This is a genomic window from Pelagibacterium sp. (genome assembly GCF_965249125.1).
Taxonomy (GTDB): Bacteria; Pseudomonadota; Alphaproteobacteria; order Rhizobiales; family Devosiaceae; genus Pelagibacterium.
On record NZ_OZ252217.1, the window covers coordinates 946,257 to 964,348 of the forward strand.

Consider the following 18,092-nt stretch of genomic DNA (forward strand, 5'->3'; position numbering starts at 1 on the left):
CTATTCGGACTTGGGCTTGTCATCGTCTCCGAGCTTGCCAAGCAGCTCGAGAAGGCGATCGGGAACCGGCTCCGCGACGACGTCGTCGTAGAGTTCGCGAAGCTTGAGTCCGATGAAGGCGCGTGAATCGGCCCCCATGCTCGGCTTGTCTTCGCCCTGGTGGATCTTTTCGTCCTGATCGCTGCCAATCATATTGTTCTTACTGCTAAGTTGCGTCACGTTTACCCCACAAAGCGACTTGTTGTTGGCTCTGAAAACGTCAACAGACAAAAAAAGTTCCATCGCTGCGGAACTTTTTGTCAAAGGTGTCGTTATCGGTCCATTGTCGCTGCTTGCGCGTCAAGCGAGCCGACTATGCGAGGGAGCTATATTTATGAATCTTGCTGAGTTGATTGCGCCGCACATTCCGTACCTTAGACGTTTTGCGCGGTCGTTGACCGGTAGCCAGTCGAGCGGGGATGCCTATGTTTCGGCTACGCTCGAGGCGCTCGTTGCCGACAGGTCGATCTTTCCGACCGATCTTGACCCCAAGGTCGCTCTTTACAAGGTCTTTTCGCAGCTCTGGAAGTCGGTGGATATCAATCTTGCCGACCTGCCGCCCGCGGCTCACGCCTGGGAAGAGCAGGCACGGCGCAGTCTGCGCGCCATTGCCCCCTTGCCGCGCCAGGCCTTCCTTCTTATGGCAGTCGAGCGATTTTCCAACGATGAGGGTGCCGAAATCCTCGGCGTCAGCGACGTTGAATTTGCCCATCTCATCGAGACCGCCTCCACCGAGATGGCGCGGCAGGTTGCAACGAGTGTTCTCATCATCGAGGACGAGCCGCTGATCGCCATGGACATCGAGCAGATGGTGGAATCGCTTGGTCATTCCGTGACCGGTGTCGCGCGCACCCACAAGGAGGCGATCGAGTTGTTCAACCAGCGCCGCCCCGGGCTTGTCCTCGCCGACATCCAGCTTGCCGACGGCAGTTCGGGTATCGATGCGGTCAACGACATGTTGCGCTCGGCCAGCGTTCCGGTGATCTTTATCACCGCGTTCCCCGAACGGCTTTTGACAGGTGAACGTCCCGAACCGGCCTTCCTCGTCACCAAGCCTTTCCAGCCCGATATGGTCAAGGCTCTGGTCAGCCAGGTGCTGTTCTTTTCCGAACAGATGGAGCAAGCCGCATAAATCGATCCGGCGCCGGAACAACCCGGCGCCCGGCTCGTTCTTCCACAAGTTCAGTATTTTGCGGGAGTACGATCCATGCTTGGTTGGGCACTTGCATTTCTCATAATCGCCATCATCGCAGGCGTTCTCGGATTTGGCGGAATCGCCGGGGCGGCGTCCTCGATTGCGCAGATTCTCTTCTTTGTATTTCTCGTCGCAATGGTTATTGGTCTCATCATGGGGCTGGGTCGGCGAGCACGTTAGCCACCCCCGTGGTCGAGACGAGATCGGGCCGTCCGTCGGGGCGGCTTAAGTGGGGCTTGTGGAACACTCGGACAAACATGCGTCGCCTATGAAGGGTCAGGACAACGGAAAGTCAGGCGGGGGTACACTCGAAAGCTCTCGCCGCTTCGCCTTTGCCATGCGGGCCCTGAGCCGGACGCCGGTTTCGCTGAGCTATCAGAACCGCGATCTTCGCTATGAATGGGCGGAAAACCTTCCCTCCGGCATCGATCTGGCGGACGTTCTGGGCAACACCGATGCCGATTTCCTGCCGCGATTGGCCGCCGAGCGCCTTCGGGCAACCAAGCTTCATGTCCTCGAGACGCGCGAGCCGCAGCGGTTCGAACTGCCTGTCAATATCGGTGGCGAGGTCCGCTGGTTCGACATCTGGGTCGACCCCGACCTTGACCCCGCCGGTTCGGCGATAGGCGTTTATTCCACAATCATCGATGTGAGCGCCCAGAAGCGGCGAGAGGTTCAGCTCAAGAACCTGCTCCGCGAGGTCAGCCACCGCTCGCGCAACCTTTTGGCTATCGTTCTTTCGCTGGCGTCCCAGACGGCGCGCAGCGCCACCAGCATTCCCGGCTTCGTCACCGCCTTTTCAGGGCGATTGCAGGCGATTGCCCGCGCCCAGGATCTTGTAACTGATCGCGACTGGCAAGGCGCATTGCTCAGCGATTTGATCTCGCGCCAGATCGCCCTGTTTCATCGCGACAACGCACTTCCTGTCGAACTCAAGGGCGACGATCTGGTCGTTTCTCCCAATGCCGCCCTTTATGTGGGGCTCGCCATCCACGAACTGGCGTCCAACGCGGTTCGCAACGGCCAGCTCTATCCCGGCGACGGGGCCATCCATGTGGCGTTCAGCGTCGAGTCGCGCGCCGATGGGGGGCGCAACCTGGTCGTGAAATGGACCGAACGGCTGGGTGCCGGAAACGCGGCTCATGAAATCGAGCCGTTGACCCGCAAATTTCTCGAAAGCGTGGTGCCGTTGGCCGTGGACGGCATGGGCGAACTGGCCGTCAAGGGCAGCCGCGTGGATTATGCCCTGCGCATAGACGGCAATCACATCACCTGATCCGAAATCTTTCCGGAAATGCGCCTCGGAACGAGGAAAGACCGGGAAGCCTTTTTGGGGCTCCCGGCCTTTCTGATAGCGGAAGCGCTTGGGGGAAACGCATCCGCGCTATTCATAACTGCGGACCGGCTGGAATGGTTCCGGCGCAATCATAAAAAAAGAGGATCGCCGGGCAGCAATCCTCTTTAGGGTCAGGGCTTGGCACGATGAAGGTAGGGGCGCCTCCATCGGCTGTCCCTAGAACGCACCGGTGGCCCGGCGGTTCCGTTCTCGCTGCATTTTTTGTTCAACCATGTTGGACCTGCATGAGCGCCATGACGCTAAAGGTGCTGGAATGCGGTCGGAACTCGTGCAACACTCTACCCCTCTGAGGGGAGGAACAGACATGAACCATGGGTTGCGACATGCCGCAAAAGCCGATCGTTTACGATGCTCCCACCCCCCAGCCTCGCGCCAATGACGCTGAAACGCTTCGCAACGAAATCCTCGAAAAGCTGACCTATGCCGTCGGCAAGGATCCCATCGTCGCGCGTCGCACCGACTGGCTGACCGCGACTATCCTGACCATTCGCGACCGGATCATCGACCAGTGGATGGAGTCGGCGCGCGATACCTGGCGGACCTCGCAAAAGCGCGTCTACTATCTCAGCCTCGAATTTCTGATCGGCCGCCTGATGCGTGATGCTGTGTCCAATCTGGGCATGATGGAGCCGATACGCGATGCGCTTGCCTCGTTCAACGTCGACCTGGACGAGTTGATCGAGCGCGAGCCCGATGCCGCGCTCGGCAATGGCGGTCTTGGCCGGCTGGCCGCATGTTTCCTTGAATCGATGTCCACCATCAAGGTGCCGGCCTATGGCTATGGCATCCGCTATGTCCATGGGCTTTTCCGCCAGGAGATGAGCGATGGCTGGCAGGTCGAACTGCCCGAGGACTGGCTTGCGCACGGCAATCCGTGGGAATTCGAGCGGCGCGAAAGCGCCTATGAGATCGGGTTCGGCGGTTCGGTCGAGCCGGTCACCCAGCCCGACGGCAGCGTGCGCCAGGTCTGGCATCCGGCCGAACATCTCAACGCCGTGGCTTTCGATACGCCGGTGGTCGGGTGGCGCGGGGCGCGGGTCAACACCCTGCGCCTGTGGAGCGCCCAGCCGATCGATCCGCTGCTTCTCGACCGCTTCAATTCGGGCGATCATATCGGGGCGCTTGAGGAAAGCGCCAGGGCGGTTTCGATCACCCGCGTGCTCTATCCCGCCGACTCCACCCCGGCCGGCCAGGAATTGCGGTTGCGCCAGGAGTTCTTTTTCTCTTCGGCCTCGCTGCAGGACATCGTGCGCCGCCATCTCCAGCAATTTGGCGATCTGGGCTCGCTGCCCGACAAGGTCGCCATCCAACTCAACGACACCCATCCGGCGATTTCCATCGCCGAGATGATGCGCATCCTTATGGATGTGCAGGGCCTGGCCTGGAACGAGGCGTGGAAACTGACCAAGGCCATCTTCTCGTACACCAACCACACCCTCTTGCCCGAGGCGCTGGAAACATGGCCGGTGGCGCTGCTCGAGCGGCTGTTGCCGCGCCAGATGCAGATCGCTTATGCCATCAACGCCATGGTGCTCGAGGAAGCGCGCGAAAAGGGGCTCGAGGATTCCCGGATCGCGGCGATTTCCCTGATCGACGAGAATGGCGGTCGCCGGTTGCGCATGGGGCAGTTGGCATTTGTCGGCTCGCATTCGATCAATGGCGTTTCCGCGCTGCATACCGAATTGATGAAGCGGACGGTGTTTGCCGATCTACACAAACTCTACCCCGGTCGCATCAACAACAAGACCAACGGCGTCACCCCGCGCCGCTGGCTGATGCAATGCAACCCGGCCCTGACCCGGCTGATTTCCGAGCGCATCGGCCCCGATTTCCGGGACGATATCGAACAGCTTATCAAGCTCGACCCGCATGCCGAGGACAAGTCGTTCCAGGACCAGTTCGCTGCTGTCAAGCGCGGCAACAAGGAACGTCTGGCGGCGCTTATCAAAGAGCGGGCGGGGATTTCCGTTTCGCCCGACGCGCTGTTCGACATCCAGATCAAGCGTATCCACGAATACAAGCGCCAATTGCTCAACGTCATGGAAGCGGTGGCGCAATACAACATGATCCGCGCCCATCCCGAAAAGCGCTGGGTGCCGCGGGTCAAGGTGTTTGCCGGCAAGGCGGCGCCCAGTTACTGGAACGCCAAGCTCATCATCAAGCTCATCAACGACGTCGCCAGGGTCATCAATAACGACCCGGCGGTGCGCGGGCTTTTGAAGGTGGTGTTCCTGCCCAATTACAACGTGTCGCTGGCCGAAACCATTATCCCCGCCGCCGATCTGTCCGAGCAGATTTCAACCGCCGGCATGGAAGCCTCGGGCACCGGCAATATGAAATTCGCGCTCAACGGGGCCCTGACCATCGGAACGATGGATGGGGCCAATGTCGAGATGCGCGAGAGGCTGGGCCCTGAAAACATTGTGATTTTCGGGATGACCGCCGACGAGGTCGATGACGTTCGCGCCCAGAACCGCTCGCCGCGCGAGTTGATCGAGGCGAGCCAATCGCTGCGCGAAGTGATCGAGGCCATTGGATCGGGAGTGTTCTCGCCGGACGACCGGGCGCGCTATCGCGGACTGATGGACGGGCTCTACGACCATGACTGGTTCATGGTGGCGCGCGATTTCGACGCCTATTGCGCCGCGCAGCGCAAGGTCGATACCCATTGGAACGACCGCAAGGTCTGGAACGCCATGGCGATCCGCAATACGGCGCGAATGGCCTGGTTCTCCTCGGACCGCACGATCCGCGAATATGCCGATGACATCTGGGGAGCACCGCACATCTGACGATTTGACTGAGGGACGCCGGAACTTGAGGGGTCCCCGGCGGGTTCACAACAAGACACTGATGCGCTGACATCAGAGGGGGAGTAGAACATTTGGCAAAAAAGCAGTCCCGTTGGCAGGCCGATCCCAAACAGATCGCTCGCTTGGTGAGCGGCCAGCACGACGACCCTTTCTCTATTCTGGGCCTGCACGAGAGTGACGGCCAATGGGCACTGCGCGCGCTCGTGCCGCACGCCCAATGGATCGAGGCGCGCACGCTTGACGGCAAGTCCTTGGGAAAGCTGGAAAAAAGGGACGATGCGGGGTTTTTTGAAGGCCGGGTGACCATGGACCGTTTCCAGCCCGTTCTCTACCGCGCCGGCAATGACGGGGGAGAGTGGGATGTGATCGACCCCTATTCCTTCGGCCCGGTGCTTGGACCGATGGATGATTATTACATCGGCGAAGGGTCTCATCTGCGTCTGTTCGACAAGATGGGCGCCCATTTCATGACATTCGAGGGCGTTGAGGGCACCCATTTCGCCGTGTGGGCGCCGAATGCGCAGCGGGTTTCGGTGGTGGGCTCGTTCAACGACTGGGACGGAAGGCGCCACGTCATGCGGCGGCGCAACGAGATCGGGATATGGGAAATCTTTCTGCCTGGCGTTACGCCCGGCGCACAATACAAATACGAAATCATCGGCAAGGCGGGAAACCTCCTGCCGCTCAAGGCCGACCCCTACGCCCAGCAATCGGAACTGCGGCCGAAGACAGCTTCGGTGGTCGCCGACCCGGCGCCGTTCGCCTGGACCGACGACGCTTACATGCAAGCACGCAAGTCGCGCGATTATCGGCGCGAGCCGATGAGCGTCTACGAGGTGCATCTGGGCTCGTGGCGCAAGCGGCCTGATGGCGGGTTTTTGAGCTATGACCAGCTTGCCGAGCAATTGGTGCCTTATGCGGCGGACATGGGGTTCACCCATATCGAATTGCTGCCGATCACCGAACATCCCTACGATCCGAGCTGGGGCTACCAGCCGACGGGTCTTTATGCCCCCACCGCACGGTTCGGCGATCCGGCAGGGTTCGCCCGGTTCGTCGATGCGGCCCACAATGCGGGGCTGGGCATTATCCTGGACTGGGTGCCCGCTCATTTCCCGACCGATGAGCACGGGCTGGCCAGGTTCGACGGCACGGCGCTCTACGAACATGCCGATCCGCGCCAGGGCTATCATCCGGACTGGAATACGGCGATCTACAATTTCGGGCGCAAGGAAGTGTCGAGCTTTCTGACCAACAACGCGCTTTACTGGCTGGAAAAATTCCACATCGACGGGCTGCGTGTCGATGCGGTGGCGTCCATGCTCTACCTCGATTATTCGCGCCAGCCCGGCCAGTGGGTGCCCAACCGGCATGGCGGCAACGAAAATATCGAAGCCATCGCCTTTCTCCAGCGCGTAAACGCCGAAACCTATGGCAATCATCCCGGCACCTTCACGGTCGCCGAGGAATCGACGAGTTGGCCCGGTGTCACCGCGCCGACCTACGCCAAGGGGCTGGGGTTCGGGTTCAAATGGAACATGGGGTTCATGAACGACACGCTGCGCTATATGCAGCGCGAGCCCATCCATCGCCGCTTTCATCATCACGACCTCACGTTCGGGCTGCTCTACGCGTTCTCGGAAAACTTCACCCTGCCGCTCAGTCATGACGAGGTGGTGCACGGCAAGGGCTCGCTGCTCACGAAAATGCCGGGCGACGACTGGCAGAAGTTCGCCAATCTTCGCGCCTATTACGCCTTTATGTGGGGTTATCCGGGCAAGAAACTGTTGTTCATGGGGCAGGAGTTTGCCCAGCGCGAAGAGTGGAGTGAAGCCCAGGCGCTCGATTGGTGGCTGCTGGACGCCCAATCCCATGAAGGGGTGCGGCGGCTGGTTTCGGACCTCAACACCGTCTATCGCGAACTGCCCGCCCTGCATGGGCGCGATTGCGAGCCCGAAGGGTTCGAATGGATCATCGCCAACGATCAGGCCAACTCCGTTCTGGCCTGGGTGCGCAAGGCACCCGATGCCGCGCCCGTTGTGGTCATCACAAATCTGACACCGGTGCCGCGCGAAAAATATCGCCTGCCCATGCCCGCCGCCGGGCGGTGGATCGAGCGTATCAACACCGATGCGGGTTGGTATGCGGGGTCCAATACGGGCAATCAGGGCGTGGTCAACGCAACCAAAGGCAATGAATTCGGTTATCCGGCAACCGCGGAGATCGTTCTGCCCCCGCTATCGACCCTCATCCTGCAATACGAACCGGGATAGGCGCATCTATCAAAAAGAATGCAAACGCCACCGGAGAGGGACCAGCCGGGGCGCAACAAAGGAGAGGATCATGGTCGACAAGAAGAACCCGGCGCCGCTTGCCCGCGACGCCTTGGCCTATGTCCTGGCGGGCGGGCGCGGCACGCGGCTCATGGAATTGACCGATCGGCGCGCCAAGCCGGCCGTCTATTTCGGGGGCAAGTCACGCATCATCGATTTTGCGCTCTCCAATGCCATCAATTCGGGCATTCGCCGCATTTCGGTGGCCACGCAATATCAGGCGCACAGTTTGATCCGGCATCTGCAGCGCGGCTGGAACTTCCTGCGTACCGAACGTAACGAGAGCTTCGACATTCTGCCGGCCAGCCAGCGGGTGGCTGAGGACATGTGGTATGCGGGCACCGCCGACGCGGTCTATCAGAACATCGATATCATCGACGACTATAACGCCAAATACATCGTCATCCTGGCGGGCGACCATGTTTACAAGATGGATTACGAGATCATGCTGCGCCAGCATGTGGACACCGGGGCGGACGTGACCGTGGGCTGTCTCGAAGTGCCCTCGCGCGAGGCATCGGCCTTCGGTGTGATGCATGTCGATGGGCGCGATCGTATCGTCGAGTTCATGGAAAAACCCAAGGATCCGCCCTCGATCCCCGACAAGCCGGGCATCTCGCTGGCCTCGATGGGCATTTACGTGTTCGAGACCAAATTCCTCATGGACCAGTTGCGCCGCGACGCCGCGACCGAAGGGTCGAGCCGCGATTTCGGCAAGGATATCATTCCCCACATCGTTGCCAAGGGCACCGCCTGGGCGCACCGGTTTCCGCGCTCCTGCGTGCGCTCGGAACACGAGCAGGTCTCCTATTGGAAGGACGTGGGCACGATCGATGCCTATTGGGAAGCCAATATCGATCTGACCGATATTACCCCCCAGCTCGATCTCTACGACCGCGAATGGCCGGTCTGGACCCACGCCGAGATCACCCCGCCGGCCAAGTTCGTCCACGATATCGACGGGCGGCGCGGCCATGCCATCTCGTCGCTTGTGTCGGGCGATTGCATCGTTTCGGGCGCCCAGTTGCGCAACACGCTGCTGGGGACGGGCGCTCGGGTCAATTCCTATTCCGAGCTCAACGAGGCGGTGGTCTTGCCCCAATGCACCATCGGGCGCGGTGTGCGGCTCAGCAAGGTCGTTGTCGATGCGCGGGTGGAAATCCCAGAGGGGCTGGTGGTGGGCGAAGACCCCGAGTTCGACGCGAAATGGTTCCGGCGCACCGACAGCGGCGTCACCCTCATCACCCAGCCCATGATCAATCGCTACGTTGCCTCGAAATGATGGACGTCCTTTCGGTCACTTCCGAAATCTACCCGCTGGTCAAGACCGGGGGGCTGGCCGACGTGGCCGGGGCGCTGCCGGCGGCGCTGGCCGATCACGATATCGCCACGCGCACCCTGGTGCCCGGCTATCCGCAGGTCATGGCCGCCATCAAGCGCGGGCGCACGGTCGCGGCCTTTGACGATCTGTTCGGCGGGCCAGCCGAGCTGATCGCGGCACGAGTGGCCGGGCTCGATCTGATCGTGCTCGATGCAAAACACCTGTTCGACCGACCGGGGGGGATCTATGTCGATCAGACCGGAACCGACTGGACCGACAACTGGCAACGCTATGCGGCGCTCTCCTGGGCGGCGGCGGAACTGGCCAAGGGGCTGGTCGAGGGCTACCGGCCTTCCATCATCCATGCCCATGACTGGCAGGCCGCCATGGCGGCGGCCTATGTGGCGTTCGGTGGCGATACGCGGACCAAGGTGATCCTCACCATCCACAACATCGCCTTTCAGGGGCAGTTCGGGGCCGATATCTTTCCCCATCTGCGCCTGCCCGCTCAGGCTTTCCATATGTCGGGGGTCGAATATTACGGCGGGGTGGGGTTTTTGAAGGGCGGGCTGCGCTGCGCTCACGCCATCACCACCGTCAGCCCAACCTATGCGCGCGAGATCCGCACCCCGGACTATGGGATGGGCCTCGAAGGGCTGCTCAACGAGCGCGGGCATGATCTCTACGGTATTCTCAACGGCATCGATGCTGCGGCCTGGAATCCGCAGACCGACCCGGAACTGCCGGCCCACTACGCGGCGGCCAATACACGGGCGCGGGCGATCAATCGCGCGGCGCTGGCCGAGCGCTTCGGGATCGAGCCGGGCGAAGGGCCGCTGTTCGGGCTGGTGTCGCGGCTGACCTGGCAAAAGGGCATCGACATCGTTGCCGAAAATGTCGACTGGCTGGTTTCCCTGGGGGGGGCTCTGGCGGTGCTGGGTTCGGGTGACGTCCAGCTCGAAACGGCGATGAGCGACGCGGCGGTGCGCCATCCCGGACGGGTCGGGTTCGTGCGCGGCTATGACGAATCCTTGTCTCATCTCATGCAGGGCGGTGCCGACGTGCTCATGGTGCCGTCGCGGTTCGAGCCGTGCGGGCTGACCCAGCTTTACGGCCTGCGCTATGGCGCGGTGCCGCTGGTCAGCCGGGTAGGCGGGCTGGCCGATACCGTGATCGATGCCAATGAGGCCGCGGTGGAGGCCGGGGTTGCAACGGGCGTGCAGTTCTCACCGGTCGACGGGCCGGCGCTGGGCGAGGCCATTGCGCGCACCGTCTCGCTCCATCAACGTCCCGACATCTGGTCGCGCATGCAGCGCAAGGGCATGAAGACCGACGTTTCCTGGACCAACAGCGCCGGCAAATATGCCGGTCTCTTTCAAAAGATATTGGGGGAAGCCCAGTGAGCATCCGGACCGTCGCCACAACGCCATTTTCCGACCAGAAGCCGGGAACCTCGGGGCTGCGCAAGCGGGTCACGCACTTCCAGCAGCCCAATTACGTGGAAAATTTCATCCAGTCGCTGTTTGACAGCCTGCCGGGCCGGGAAGGCCAGACGCTGGTGATCGGGGGCGATGGGCGTTATTTCAACGACACTGTCATCCAGATTGCCATCCGCATGGCGGCGGCCAATGGATTCGGCAGGGTAATGGTCGGGCAGGGGGGGATTTTGTCGACCCCGGCCGCTTCCCACATCATCCGCCACTACAAAGCGTTTGGCGGGCTCGTCCTGTCGGCCAGCCACAATCCGGGTGGCCCGGACGGCGATTTCGGGGTCAAGTACAACGCCGCGAACGGTGGCCCGGCGGCTGAAAAAATCACCGATGCGGTCTATGCGCGGTCCATGGAAATCACCCAGTACAAAAGCGTCGATACGCCCGATGTCGATCTGGACCAGATCGGGGTCCACGATGTTGCGGGCATGAGCGTCGAGGTGATCGACCCGGTGGCCGATTATGCGGCGCTGATGGAGACCCTGTTCGATTTCGACGCCATCGCGGCGATGTTTGCCGCCGGGTTCACAATGCGGTTCGACGCGATGCACGCGGTAACCGGGCCCTATGCCAAGGCGATCATCGAGGGCCGGTTGGGCGCTTCGGAGGGCACTGTGGTCAACGGCACCCCGCTGCCCGATTTCGGCGGGGGGCATCCCGATCCCAACCTCGTTCATGCCAAAGAGCTTTACGATCTGATGATGGGGCCGGACGCGCCCGATTTCGGCGCCGCCTCGGATGGCGATGGCGACCGCAATCTGATTATCGGGAAAAACCGGTTCGTTACCCCTTCGGATTCGCTGGCGCTACTGGCCGCCAACGCCCACCTCGCGCCGGGATATGCCAGAGGGCTGGCCGGGATTGCGCGATCGATGCCGACAAGCGCGGCGGCGGATCGGGTCGCCCAGCGGCTGGGGATCGCCCTTTACGAAACGCCCACGGGCTGGAAATTTTTCGGCAATCTGCTCGATTCAGGGCAGGTGACGATCTGCGGCGAAGAAAGCGCGGGCACCGGGTCTGACCATGTGCGCGAAAAGGACGGGCTGTGGGCCGTCTTGCTCTGGCTCAATATTCTCGCGGCGCGCAAGCAGGGCGTAGACGAGATCGTGCGCGAGCATTGGGCGACCTATGGGCGCAATTATTATTCGCGGCACGATTACGAAGAGGTCGACGCCGAAGATGCCCGCGCGCTGATGACCGATCTGCGCACCAAGCTGCCCGCCCTTCTGGCCAACGGGCTGGACGGTCGCAAAGTGATCCTTGCCGATGATTTTTCCTATAACGACCCGGTGGATGGCTCGACAGCCATGGGGCAGGGCATCCGCATCGGGTTCGAGGATGGCTCGCGCATCGTGTTCCGTCTGTCGGGAACCGGAACGGTCGGTGCGACTTTACGGGTCTATATCGAGCGGTTCGAACCCAGCGACGGCATGCATGACAGGGATACTCAGGACGCGCTTGCCGACCTGATCTCGCTGGCCGATGCTGTCGCCGAGATCAAGACCCGGACCGGCCGCGATGTACCCAGTGTGATTACCTGACCGAAAGTCCTTAAATGTCACGAGACAACAAGCCCGCCTCACCCGCCCCGCTCGGCGCGACGGTGACCGATACCGGTGTGGCGTTCGGGGTCTATTCCGAGACCGCCGAAAAGATCTGGGTGTGCCTGTTCGACAGTCAGGACGAGGAGACCGACCGGATCGAGCTCACCCGCGGCGAAGCCAATCGCTGGTCGGGACATGTCGAGGGGATCGGCGAGAATGCCAGCTACGGGCTGCGGGCCGATGGGCGGTACGATCCGGCGCAGGGCTATTATTTCGATCCCAACAAGCTGCTGGTCGATCCCTACGCGCGGCGCATCGACAGGACGTTCGTGCGCAGCCCGAAACTGCGCCTGACCCGCGATGAATCGGTCGATACCGCTCCGCTGGTGCCCAAGGCGCTCGTGCAGGGGCCGGTGCGCGAGCAGCTCTGGGAACCTGATACCAGCCGCCCGCACCTGATCTACGAACTCAATGTCCGCCCCTTCACCATGCGCCACCCTTCGGTGCAGGGACCGCTGCGGGGGACGCTGGCGGGGATGACGACGGGTTACGTTGTCGAGCACCTCAAACATCTGGGTGTCGATGTTGTCGAATTGATGCCGATTGCCGGCTGGATCGATGACGGTCATCTGCCATCCCTGGGACTGACCAATGTGTGGGGCTACAATCCCATCACCTATTTCGCCACCGATCCGCGGATCATTCCGCGCGGGCCGCAATCGCTGCGGCATATGGTGGAAACCTATCGCGACGCGGGCATCAGGGTGGTGCTCGATGTGGTTTACAACCATACCGGCGAGGGCGACTCGCAGGGTCCGGTCATTTCGATGAAGGGGCTCGATGCGCTCACCTATTATCGCCATGTTGAAGTCGACGGCGCGATGGAACTGGTCAACGACGCGGGAACCGGCAATACGCTGCGTTGCGACCATCCCGCTGTGCAGGATCTGGTGATCGACAGTCTCAGATACTGGGTGACCGAGTTCGGGATCGCCGGGTTCCGGTTCGATCTGGCGACGGTGCTGGGCCGCTCGCTTGACGGCTTCTCGCGCGACGCGGAACTGCTCGAGCGCATCAGGACCGACGATATCCTCAAGGACTGCCTGTTGATCGCCGAGCCATGGGACCCCGGACCAGGCGGCTATCATGTGGGCCAGTTCGGCGAACCGTTCATCGAATGGAACGACCAGTATCGCGACACGGTGCGCAGGTTCTGGCGCGGCGAGGACCACATGATCGGGGCGCTGGCCGGGAAAATTGCCGGTTCGGCCGACCAGTTCAACCATGACGGGCGCAAGCCCTCGGCGAGCGTTAATTTCCTTGCCGCCCATGACGGCTTCACGCTGGCCGATCTGGTTGCCTATGAAAACAAGCACAACGATGCCAATGGCGAGGGCAATCGCGACGGCCATGACGCCAATTATTCATGGAACAACGGCGCGGAAGGCGAGACCGATGACACCGCGATCACGACGGCGCGCCGCAATGACATAAGGGCCCTGCTGGCCACGCTCTTTGTCTCCCACGGTTCACTCATGCTAACGGCGGGAGACGAGTTCGGCCGCACCCAGGGCGGCAACAACAACGCCTATGCGCAGGACAACGAGATCACCTGGCTCGATTGGGAAAACGCAGATGGCGACCTCGTCAATTTCGTAGCCAGCCTCTCCGACATGCGCCGGAATCATCCGGCATTCCGAAGCGACAAATTCCTGACCGGAGAGAAATCCGACGGGTTCAAGGATGTCATGTGGGTCCGCCCCGATGGTGCCGAAATGACCAAAGAGGACTGGAACCGGCCGGATTCCGGTGTCCTGGGAATGTTTCTGCATGAAGCTGGCGAGGTCCTGCTGGTCTGGTTCAACCGGTTGCGCGAGGCCGTCGAGGTCGCCTTGCCGCCCGAGCAGGGACTTAATTTCGAGGTCGCTCTGGTTTCGGCAATCGACGTGGAGATCGTCGTCAAGAATGCCAGCCTGACCCTGCCGCCGCGCAGCGTCGTCATTCTGGCGCACACCAACGGAAAGTCCTGACGGCAAGATCGAATGTCTCGTCCGGCGCGATCATCGGCGGCGATCGTGATGGAACGTTACGCCCGGCGCCGGATTGTGGGTGGACGACGAGTTCCGCGATCCACCCCGGCGTCAACGACGCGCTTGCCGATCTTTTCAACTGAGCTTGTCATCAACCGCAAAGACGCGATTGCCCGGCCGGTGATCGCTCAATTGGCGTTGAAATCTTATAAGTCATTGAAAAATAAAATAAAAAACTGAAACTTTAATCGAACGGCCCTCGTTCCTTCTCCCGATCGCTACAGACGGTCATGGAGCGCCAGCCCAGTGGTGGCGCCCTTTCAGAAAAGGAGACTGAACAATGAATACTCTTGCCAAGACCCTTCTCGCCAGTGTTGCCGGTGCCGCCCTTCTGACGTCGGCTGCCGTCGCGCAGAACTCCGATTCGGAAGACACCAACACCTCGATCCTGGATGGGGTGACCGATACTGTCGATTCCACTGTCGATGGTGCAGTCGATGCCGTGGACGACGTCACGAGCAACGTGACCAACGATTTGGGCGTGTCCGACACGGTCGATGATGTGACCGGCTCGGTTGACGGCGGCGATGTCGATGCTGTCGATGACGTGTCCGGTGGCGATGTCACCGGCGGCGACACCTCGGTTGGCAGCATCGGGACGTTCTCGGATTTGCTGGGTTCGATCGCGGCCGGCAATGGCGATGTTTCCGACCTCGCCGATGTGAGTGAAGTGTCGTTCGTAGATGTCGGCGAGGCGTTCAACGATTTCGACGCCACGGCGCTGAACGATGCCCTGTCGGGCAACGACACCAACATCTCCGATATTCAGAACGAGATCAGCGGAAACTCGGCTCTGTCGGACGCCCTGTCGAACAACAATATCGATGTGTCCGATGTGGTTGGGCTTGAGAACCACAATGATGGTTCCTTGACCATCTACACCTATCAGCAGGACTGATATCTGCCGTTTGGTCCATCCGGGCGCAGCGTTTCGGCGCTGCGCCCTTTTTGCTTAGAGCGTCTCAAAACCCGTTTCCGCTTTTGCTCGTCAGCTCTAACCTGCCAATGCCCGCTCGGCGGGCCGATATTCATACCCCAGAACTTCGGCGACCGGTGCGCAGGTTACCGCTCCATGCGCCACGTTCAGCCCATTGCGCAGATGTGCGTCATCGGCCAGAGCCCGCTTCCAGCCCTTGTTGGCGAGGGCCAGTGCGAAGGGCAGGGTGACGTTGTTGAGCGCGTAAGTCGACGTGCGGGCCACACCGCCGGGCATGTTGGCGACGCAATAGTGGACGATATCGCCGACGACGTAAGTGGGATCTGCGTGGGTTGTGGGCCGGGAGGTCTCGAAACAGCCGCCCTGATCGATGGCCACATCGACCAGCACCGCGCCCGGCTGCATGGAGGAGAGCATTTCCCGTGTCACCAGTTTGGGCGCCGCGGCGCCGGGCACCAGCACAGCCCCCACGACCAGATCGGCCTCGGCGATGGCGGTCGCGACCGCCGCGCGGTTGGAATAGAGCACGCGGGCCGCGGCGCCGAAATGGTTCGAGAGGCGTTCGAGCGCCGCTGGGCTCTTGTCGAGGATGGTGACGTCGGCCTGCATGCCGACGGCCATCTGCGCTGCATGAAAGCCGACGACTCCGCCGCCCAGCACGGCCACCTTGGCCGGATGGACACCGGGCACGCCGCCCAGCAGCACGCCGCGTCCGCCATGGGATTTTTCCAGCGCCGTCGCGCCGGCCTGGATGGACATGCGCCCGGCCACCTGGCTCATGGGTTTAAGCAGGGGCAAGCCCCCGGTCGGGTCGGTCACCGTTTCATAGGCGATGCAGACAGCGCCCGATTTGACGAGGTCGGCGGTCTGGGCGGGGTCGGGGGCGAGATGAAGATAGGTGAAAAGGATCTGGCCATCGGAAAGCATGGCGCGCTCGGCGGCCTGGGGTTCCTTGACCTTGACGATCATTTCGCTTTTGGAAAAGACGCTGCCCGCATTGGGGGCGATTTGGGCACCGGCGGCTTCGTATGCCGCGTCGGTGGCACCGATCCCGGCGCCGGCACCGGTCTCGATCAGGATTTCATGGCCTGCAGCGCTCAGTTCGGCGGCGCTTTCAGGGGTCAGGCCGACCCGATATTCATGATTCTTGATTTCTCTCGGCACGCCGATACGCATGTCGATCTCCTCTCCTTGTGAAGGTGACAGTGTAACGCCGGTTGGGCACAGTAGCGTTGCAGATTGCGCCACAATTATTTAAATGTGCGGGATGGAATTGCGCCAAAGGGGCAGAATGCATGATGAAACTGCCCATCGATGAAATCGACCGCAAAATCTTGCGGTTCATTCAGATGGATTCCGCGCAATCGATGGTGGAATTGGGAGACCGGGTCGGGCTGTCGGCCTCGGCCTGCCATAGACGGCTCAAGGCGCTTGAAGAGCGCGGGTTTGTCGCCGGATATCGCGCCGTCCTGAATCGGTCAAAGCTTGGGCTTTCGATGCAGTTCTTCATCGAGCTTTCCTTGACCAGCCAGTCCGAAAGGACCTTCGAGGCCTTCGAGAAGGCCGTGCGCGACATTCCCGAAATTCTCGAATGCCATTTGATGGCCGGCCAGTCCGACTACATCCTGCGCGTCATTTGCGAGGATGCGGCCGCGTTCGAGCGCCTGCATCGTGATCTCGTGGCACGGCTGCCCGGGGTGGCGCGAATTCATTCGAACTTGAGTATTCGCGAAATCAAGGCGCCGGGCGGGCTGCCGCTCTGATCCGCACTGCCCACGAATTGAGCCACAGCCGTGAGCAGGACGCCCATTGAATAGGCATGTGCTCACGATGGCTGCAAAGTCGGCATTTTTTACTTTACAGTCAAAAATCGCCGCGCTTCTATCATCCTTGGCAAAACCAAGGGGTAAATCCATCATGCTTAACCGCAGAGTGTTCACGCTGGCCGCCGGGTCGCTGGTTCTGGGCGCAAGCCTTGCCGCGCCGGTCCTGAGCCAGGAGTTGACGCCGGTCCGCTTTACGCTCGACTGGCGCATCGAAGGTCCCGCCGCCGGCTTCATGCTGGCCCGCGACAACGGGTATTTCGAGGAAGAAGGGCTCGATGTGACGTTCGACGTCGGCAATGGCTCGGTCGAAGTCATTCCGCGCGTGGCAACCGGGGCCTATGACATGGGCTTTGGCGATATCAACTCGCTCATCAAGTTCCTCGACGAAGACGCCAGCCAGCCGATCAAGGCCATCATGATGGTCTATGAAACCCCCACCTTCTCGGTGGTCGGGCGCTCCTCGCTGGGCATCACCGAAGACCCGGCATCGCTCGAGGGCAAGACGCTGGGCGCTCCGCCGCCCGATGGTGCCTTTGCGCAATGGCCGGCCTTCGTGGAGGCTTCGGGGATCGACACGTCCGATATCACCATCGAATCGATCGGCTTTCCGGTCCGCGAGCCCATGCTGGCGCAGGGCGACGTGGACGCGGTATTCGGGTTCGCCTTTTCGGTGATACTGAACCTGAAAGCGCAGGGCGTGGCCGACGAGGACATCGTGCCGATCATAATGGCCGATCACGGGCTCGAGCTTTACGGCAATTCCATCATGGTCAACACCGATTTCGCCGCCGAAAATCCAGAAGTGGTCGAAGCCATGCTGCGCGCCCTGACCAGGGGCTTTGCCGATGCGGTGGCCGATCCGGCTGTGGGCGCAGCAGCGGTGGTCGCTGCCAACGACATTCTCGATATCGACATCGAGACCGAACGGCTGACCATGGCCAACGAAATGAACATCAATACTCCTTACGTTCAGGAGAACGGCTTCGGCGGCATCGATTACGACCGTCTGGACCGCGCTATCGCCCAGCTTGGCACCTCGATCGGCATATCGTCGGATATCTCGGCGGCCGACGTGTTCGACGACAGCTTCCTGCCGCCGGCAGAAGCGCGCATGTTCGAGTAATCACGCTTTGGCCGGGCTCGATAC

At 61.4% G+C, this 18,092-nt stretch carries 15 protein-coding genes; 13 read left to right on the forward strand and 2 right to left on the reverse strand.

Features of this window, described 5'->3' with window-relative positions:
* On the reverse strand, positions 1–192 hold the full coding sequence (locus ACP148_RS04690) for a NepR family anti-sigma factor (protein WP_425033168.1): 192 nt from the start codon (positions 190–192) through the stop codon (positions 1–3).
* A 181-nt stretch (positions 193–373) separates the two neighbouring features.
* Between ACP148_RS04690 and ACP148_RS04695 the strand changes: the two genes are divergently transcribed.
* The 11 genes from ACP148_RS04695 to ACP148_RS04745 all read left to right on the forward strand — a co-directional run bounded on the left by ACP148_RS04695 (position 374) and on the right by ACP148_RS04745 (position 15,080).
* On the forward strand, positions 374–1,171 hold the full coding sequence (locus ACP148_RS04695; RefSeq protein ID WP_421951437.1) for a response regulator: 798 nt from the start codon (positions 374–376) through the stop codon (positions 1,169–1,171).
* A gap of 75 nt (positions 1,172–1,246) precedes the next feature.
* A complete protein-coding gene (locus ACP148_RS04700) occupies positions 1,247–1,414 on the forward strand; it encodes a DUF1328 domain-containing protein (protein WP_421951438.1) in 168 nt (55 codons plus the stop codon).
* Between the two features lie 88 nt (positions 1,415–1,502).
* On the forward strand, positions 1,503–2,510 hold the full coding sequence (locus tag ACP148_RS04705; RefSeq protein ID WP_421951439.1) for a sensor histidine kinase: 1,008 nt from the start codon (positions 1,503–1,505) through the stop codon (positions 2,508–2,510).
* Positions 2,511–2,914: 404 nt separating this feature from the next.
* Positions 2,915–5,383, forward strand: coding sequence for a glycogen/starch/alpha-glucan phosphorylase (locus ACP148_RS04710; protein ID WP_421951440.1), 2,469 nt, complete (start codon positions 2,915–2,917; stop codon positions 5,381–5,383).
* Positions 5,384–5,475: 92 nt separating this feature from the next.
* Complete coding sequence (gene glgB, locus ACP148_RS04715) at positions 5,476–7,677, forward strand: 1,4-alpha-glucan branching protein GlgB (RefSeq protein WP_421951441.1); 2,202 nt, start codon at positions 5,476–5,478, stop codon at positions 7,675–7,677.
* A 70-nt stretch (positions 7,678–7,747) separates the two neighbouring features.
* The gene (gene glgC, locus ACP148_RS04720) at positions 7,748–9,019 is read left to right on the forward strand and encodes a glucose-1-phosphate adenylyltransferase (RefSeq protein ID WP_425033172.1); all 1,272 of its coding nucleotides are present in this window, start codon (positions 7,748–7,750) and stop codon (positions 9,017–9,019) included.
* A complete protein-coding gene (gene glgA, locus ACP148_RS04725) occupies positions 9,019–10,461 on the forward strand; it encodes a glycogen synthase GlgA (RefSeq protein WP_421951514.1) in 1,443 nt (480 codons plus the stop codon). The genes glgC and glgA overlap by 1 nt, the downstream gene beginning before the upstream one ends.
* Positions 10,458–12,089, forward strand: coding sequence for an alpha-D-glucose phosphate-specific phosphoglucomutase (locus tag ACP148_RS04730; protein ID WP_421951443.1), 1,632 nt, complete (start codon positions 10,458–10,460; stop codon positions 12,087–12,089). Before glgA ends, ACP148_RS04730 begins: the two co-directional genes overlap by 4 nt.
* Positions 12,090–12,103: 14 nt before the next feature.
* The gene (gene glgX / locus ACP148_RS04735) at positions 12,104–14,122 is read left to right on the forward strand and encodes a glycogen debranching protein GlgX (protein WP_421951444.1); all 2,019 of its coding nucleotides are present in this window, start codon (positions 12,104–12,106) and stop codon (positions 14,120–14,122) included.
* A gap of 48 nt (positions 14,123–14,170) precedes the next feature.
* Positions 14,171–14,362: a hypothetical protein gene (locus tag ACP148_RS04740; protein ID WP_425033175.1), complete on the forward strand. Its 192-nt coding sequence runs from the start codon at positions 14,171–14,173 to the stop codon at positions 14,360–14,362.
* 100 nt (positions 14,363–14,462) lie between these two features.
* Entirely contained in the window at positions 14,463–15,080 is a 618-nt protein-coding gene (locus ACP148_RS04745) for a hypothetical protein (RefSeq protein WP_421951446.1), read from the forward strand.
* A gap of 96 nt (positions 15,081–15,176) precedes the next feature.
* Here the strand turns inward: ACP148_RS04745 and ald are convergent, their stop codons facing one another.
* A complete protein-coding gene (gene ald, locus ACP148_RS04750) occupies positions 15,177–16,295 on the reverse strand; it encodes an alanine dehydrogenase (RefSeq protein ID WP_421951447.1) in 1,119 nt (372 codons plus the stop codon).
* 119 nt (positions 16,296–16,414) lie between these two features.
* Between ald and ACP148_RS04755 the strand changes: the two genes are divergently transcribed.
* Entirely contained in the window at positions 16,415–16,882 is a 468-nt protein-coding gene (locus ACP148_RS04755) for an Lrp/AsnC family transcriptional regulator (RefSeq protein WP_421951448.1), read from the forward strand.
* A 154-nt stretch (positions 16,883–17,036) separates the two neighbouring features.
* Positions 17,037–18,068 carry an ABC transporter substrate-binding protein gene (locus tag ACP148_RS04760; protein WP_421951449.1) on the forward strand — a complete coding sequence of 344 codons (1,032 nt, stop codon included), beginning with the start codon at positions 17,037–17,039 and terminating at the stop codon, positions 18,066–18,068.
* Positions 18,069–18,092: the final 24 nt, after the last annotated feature.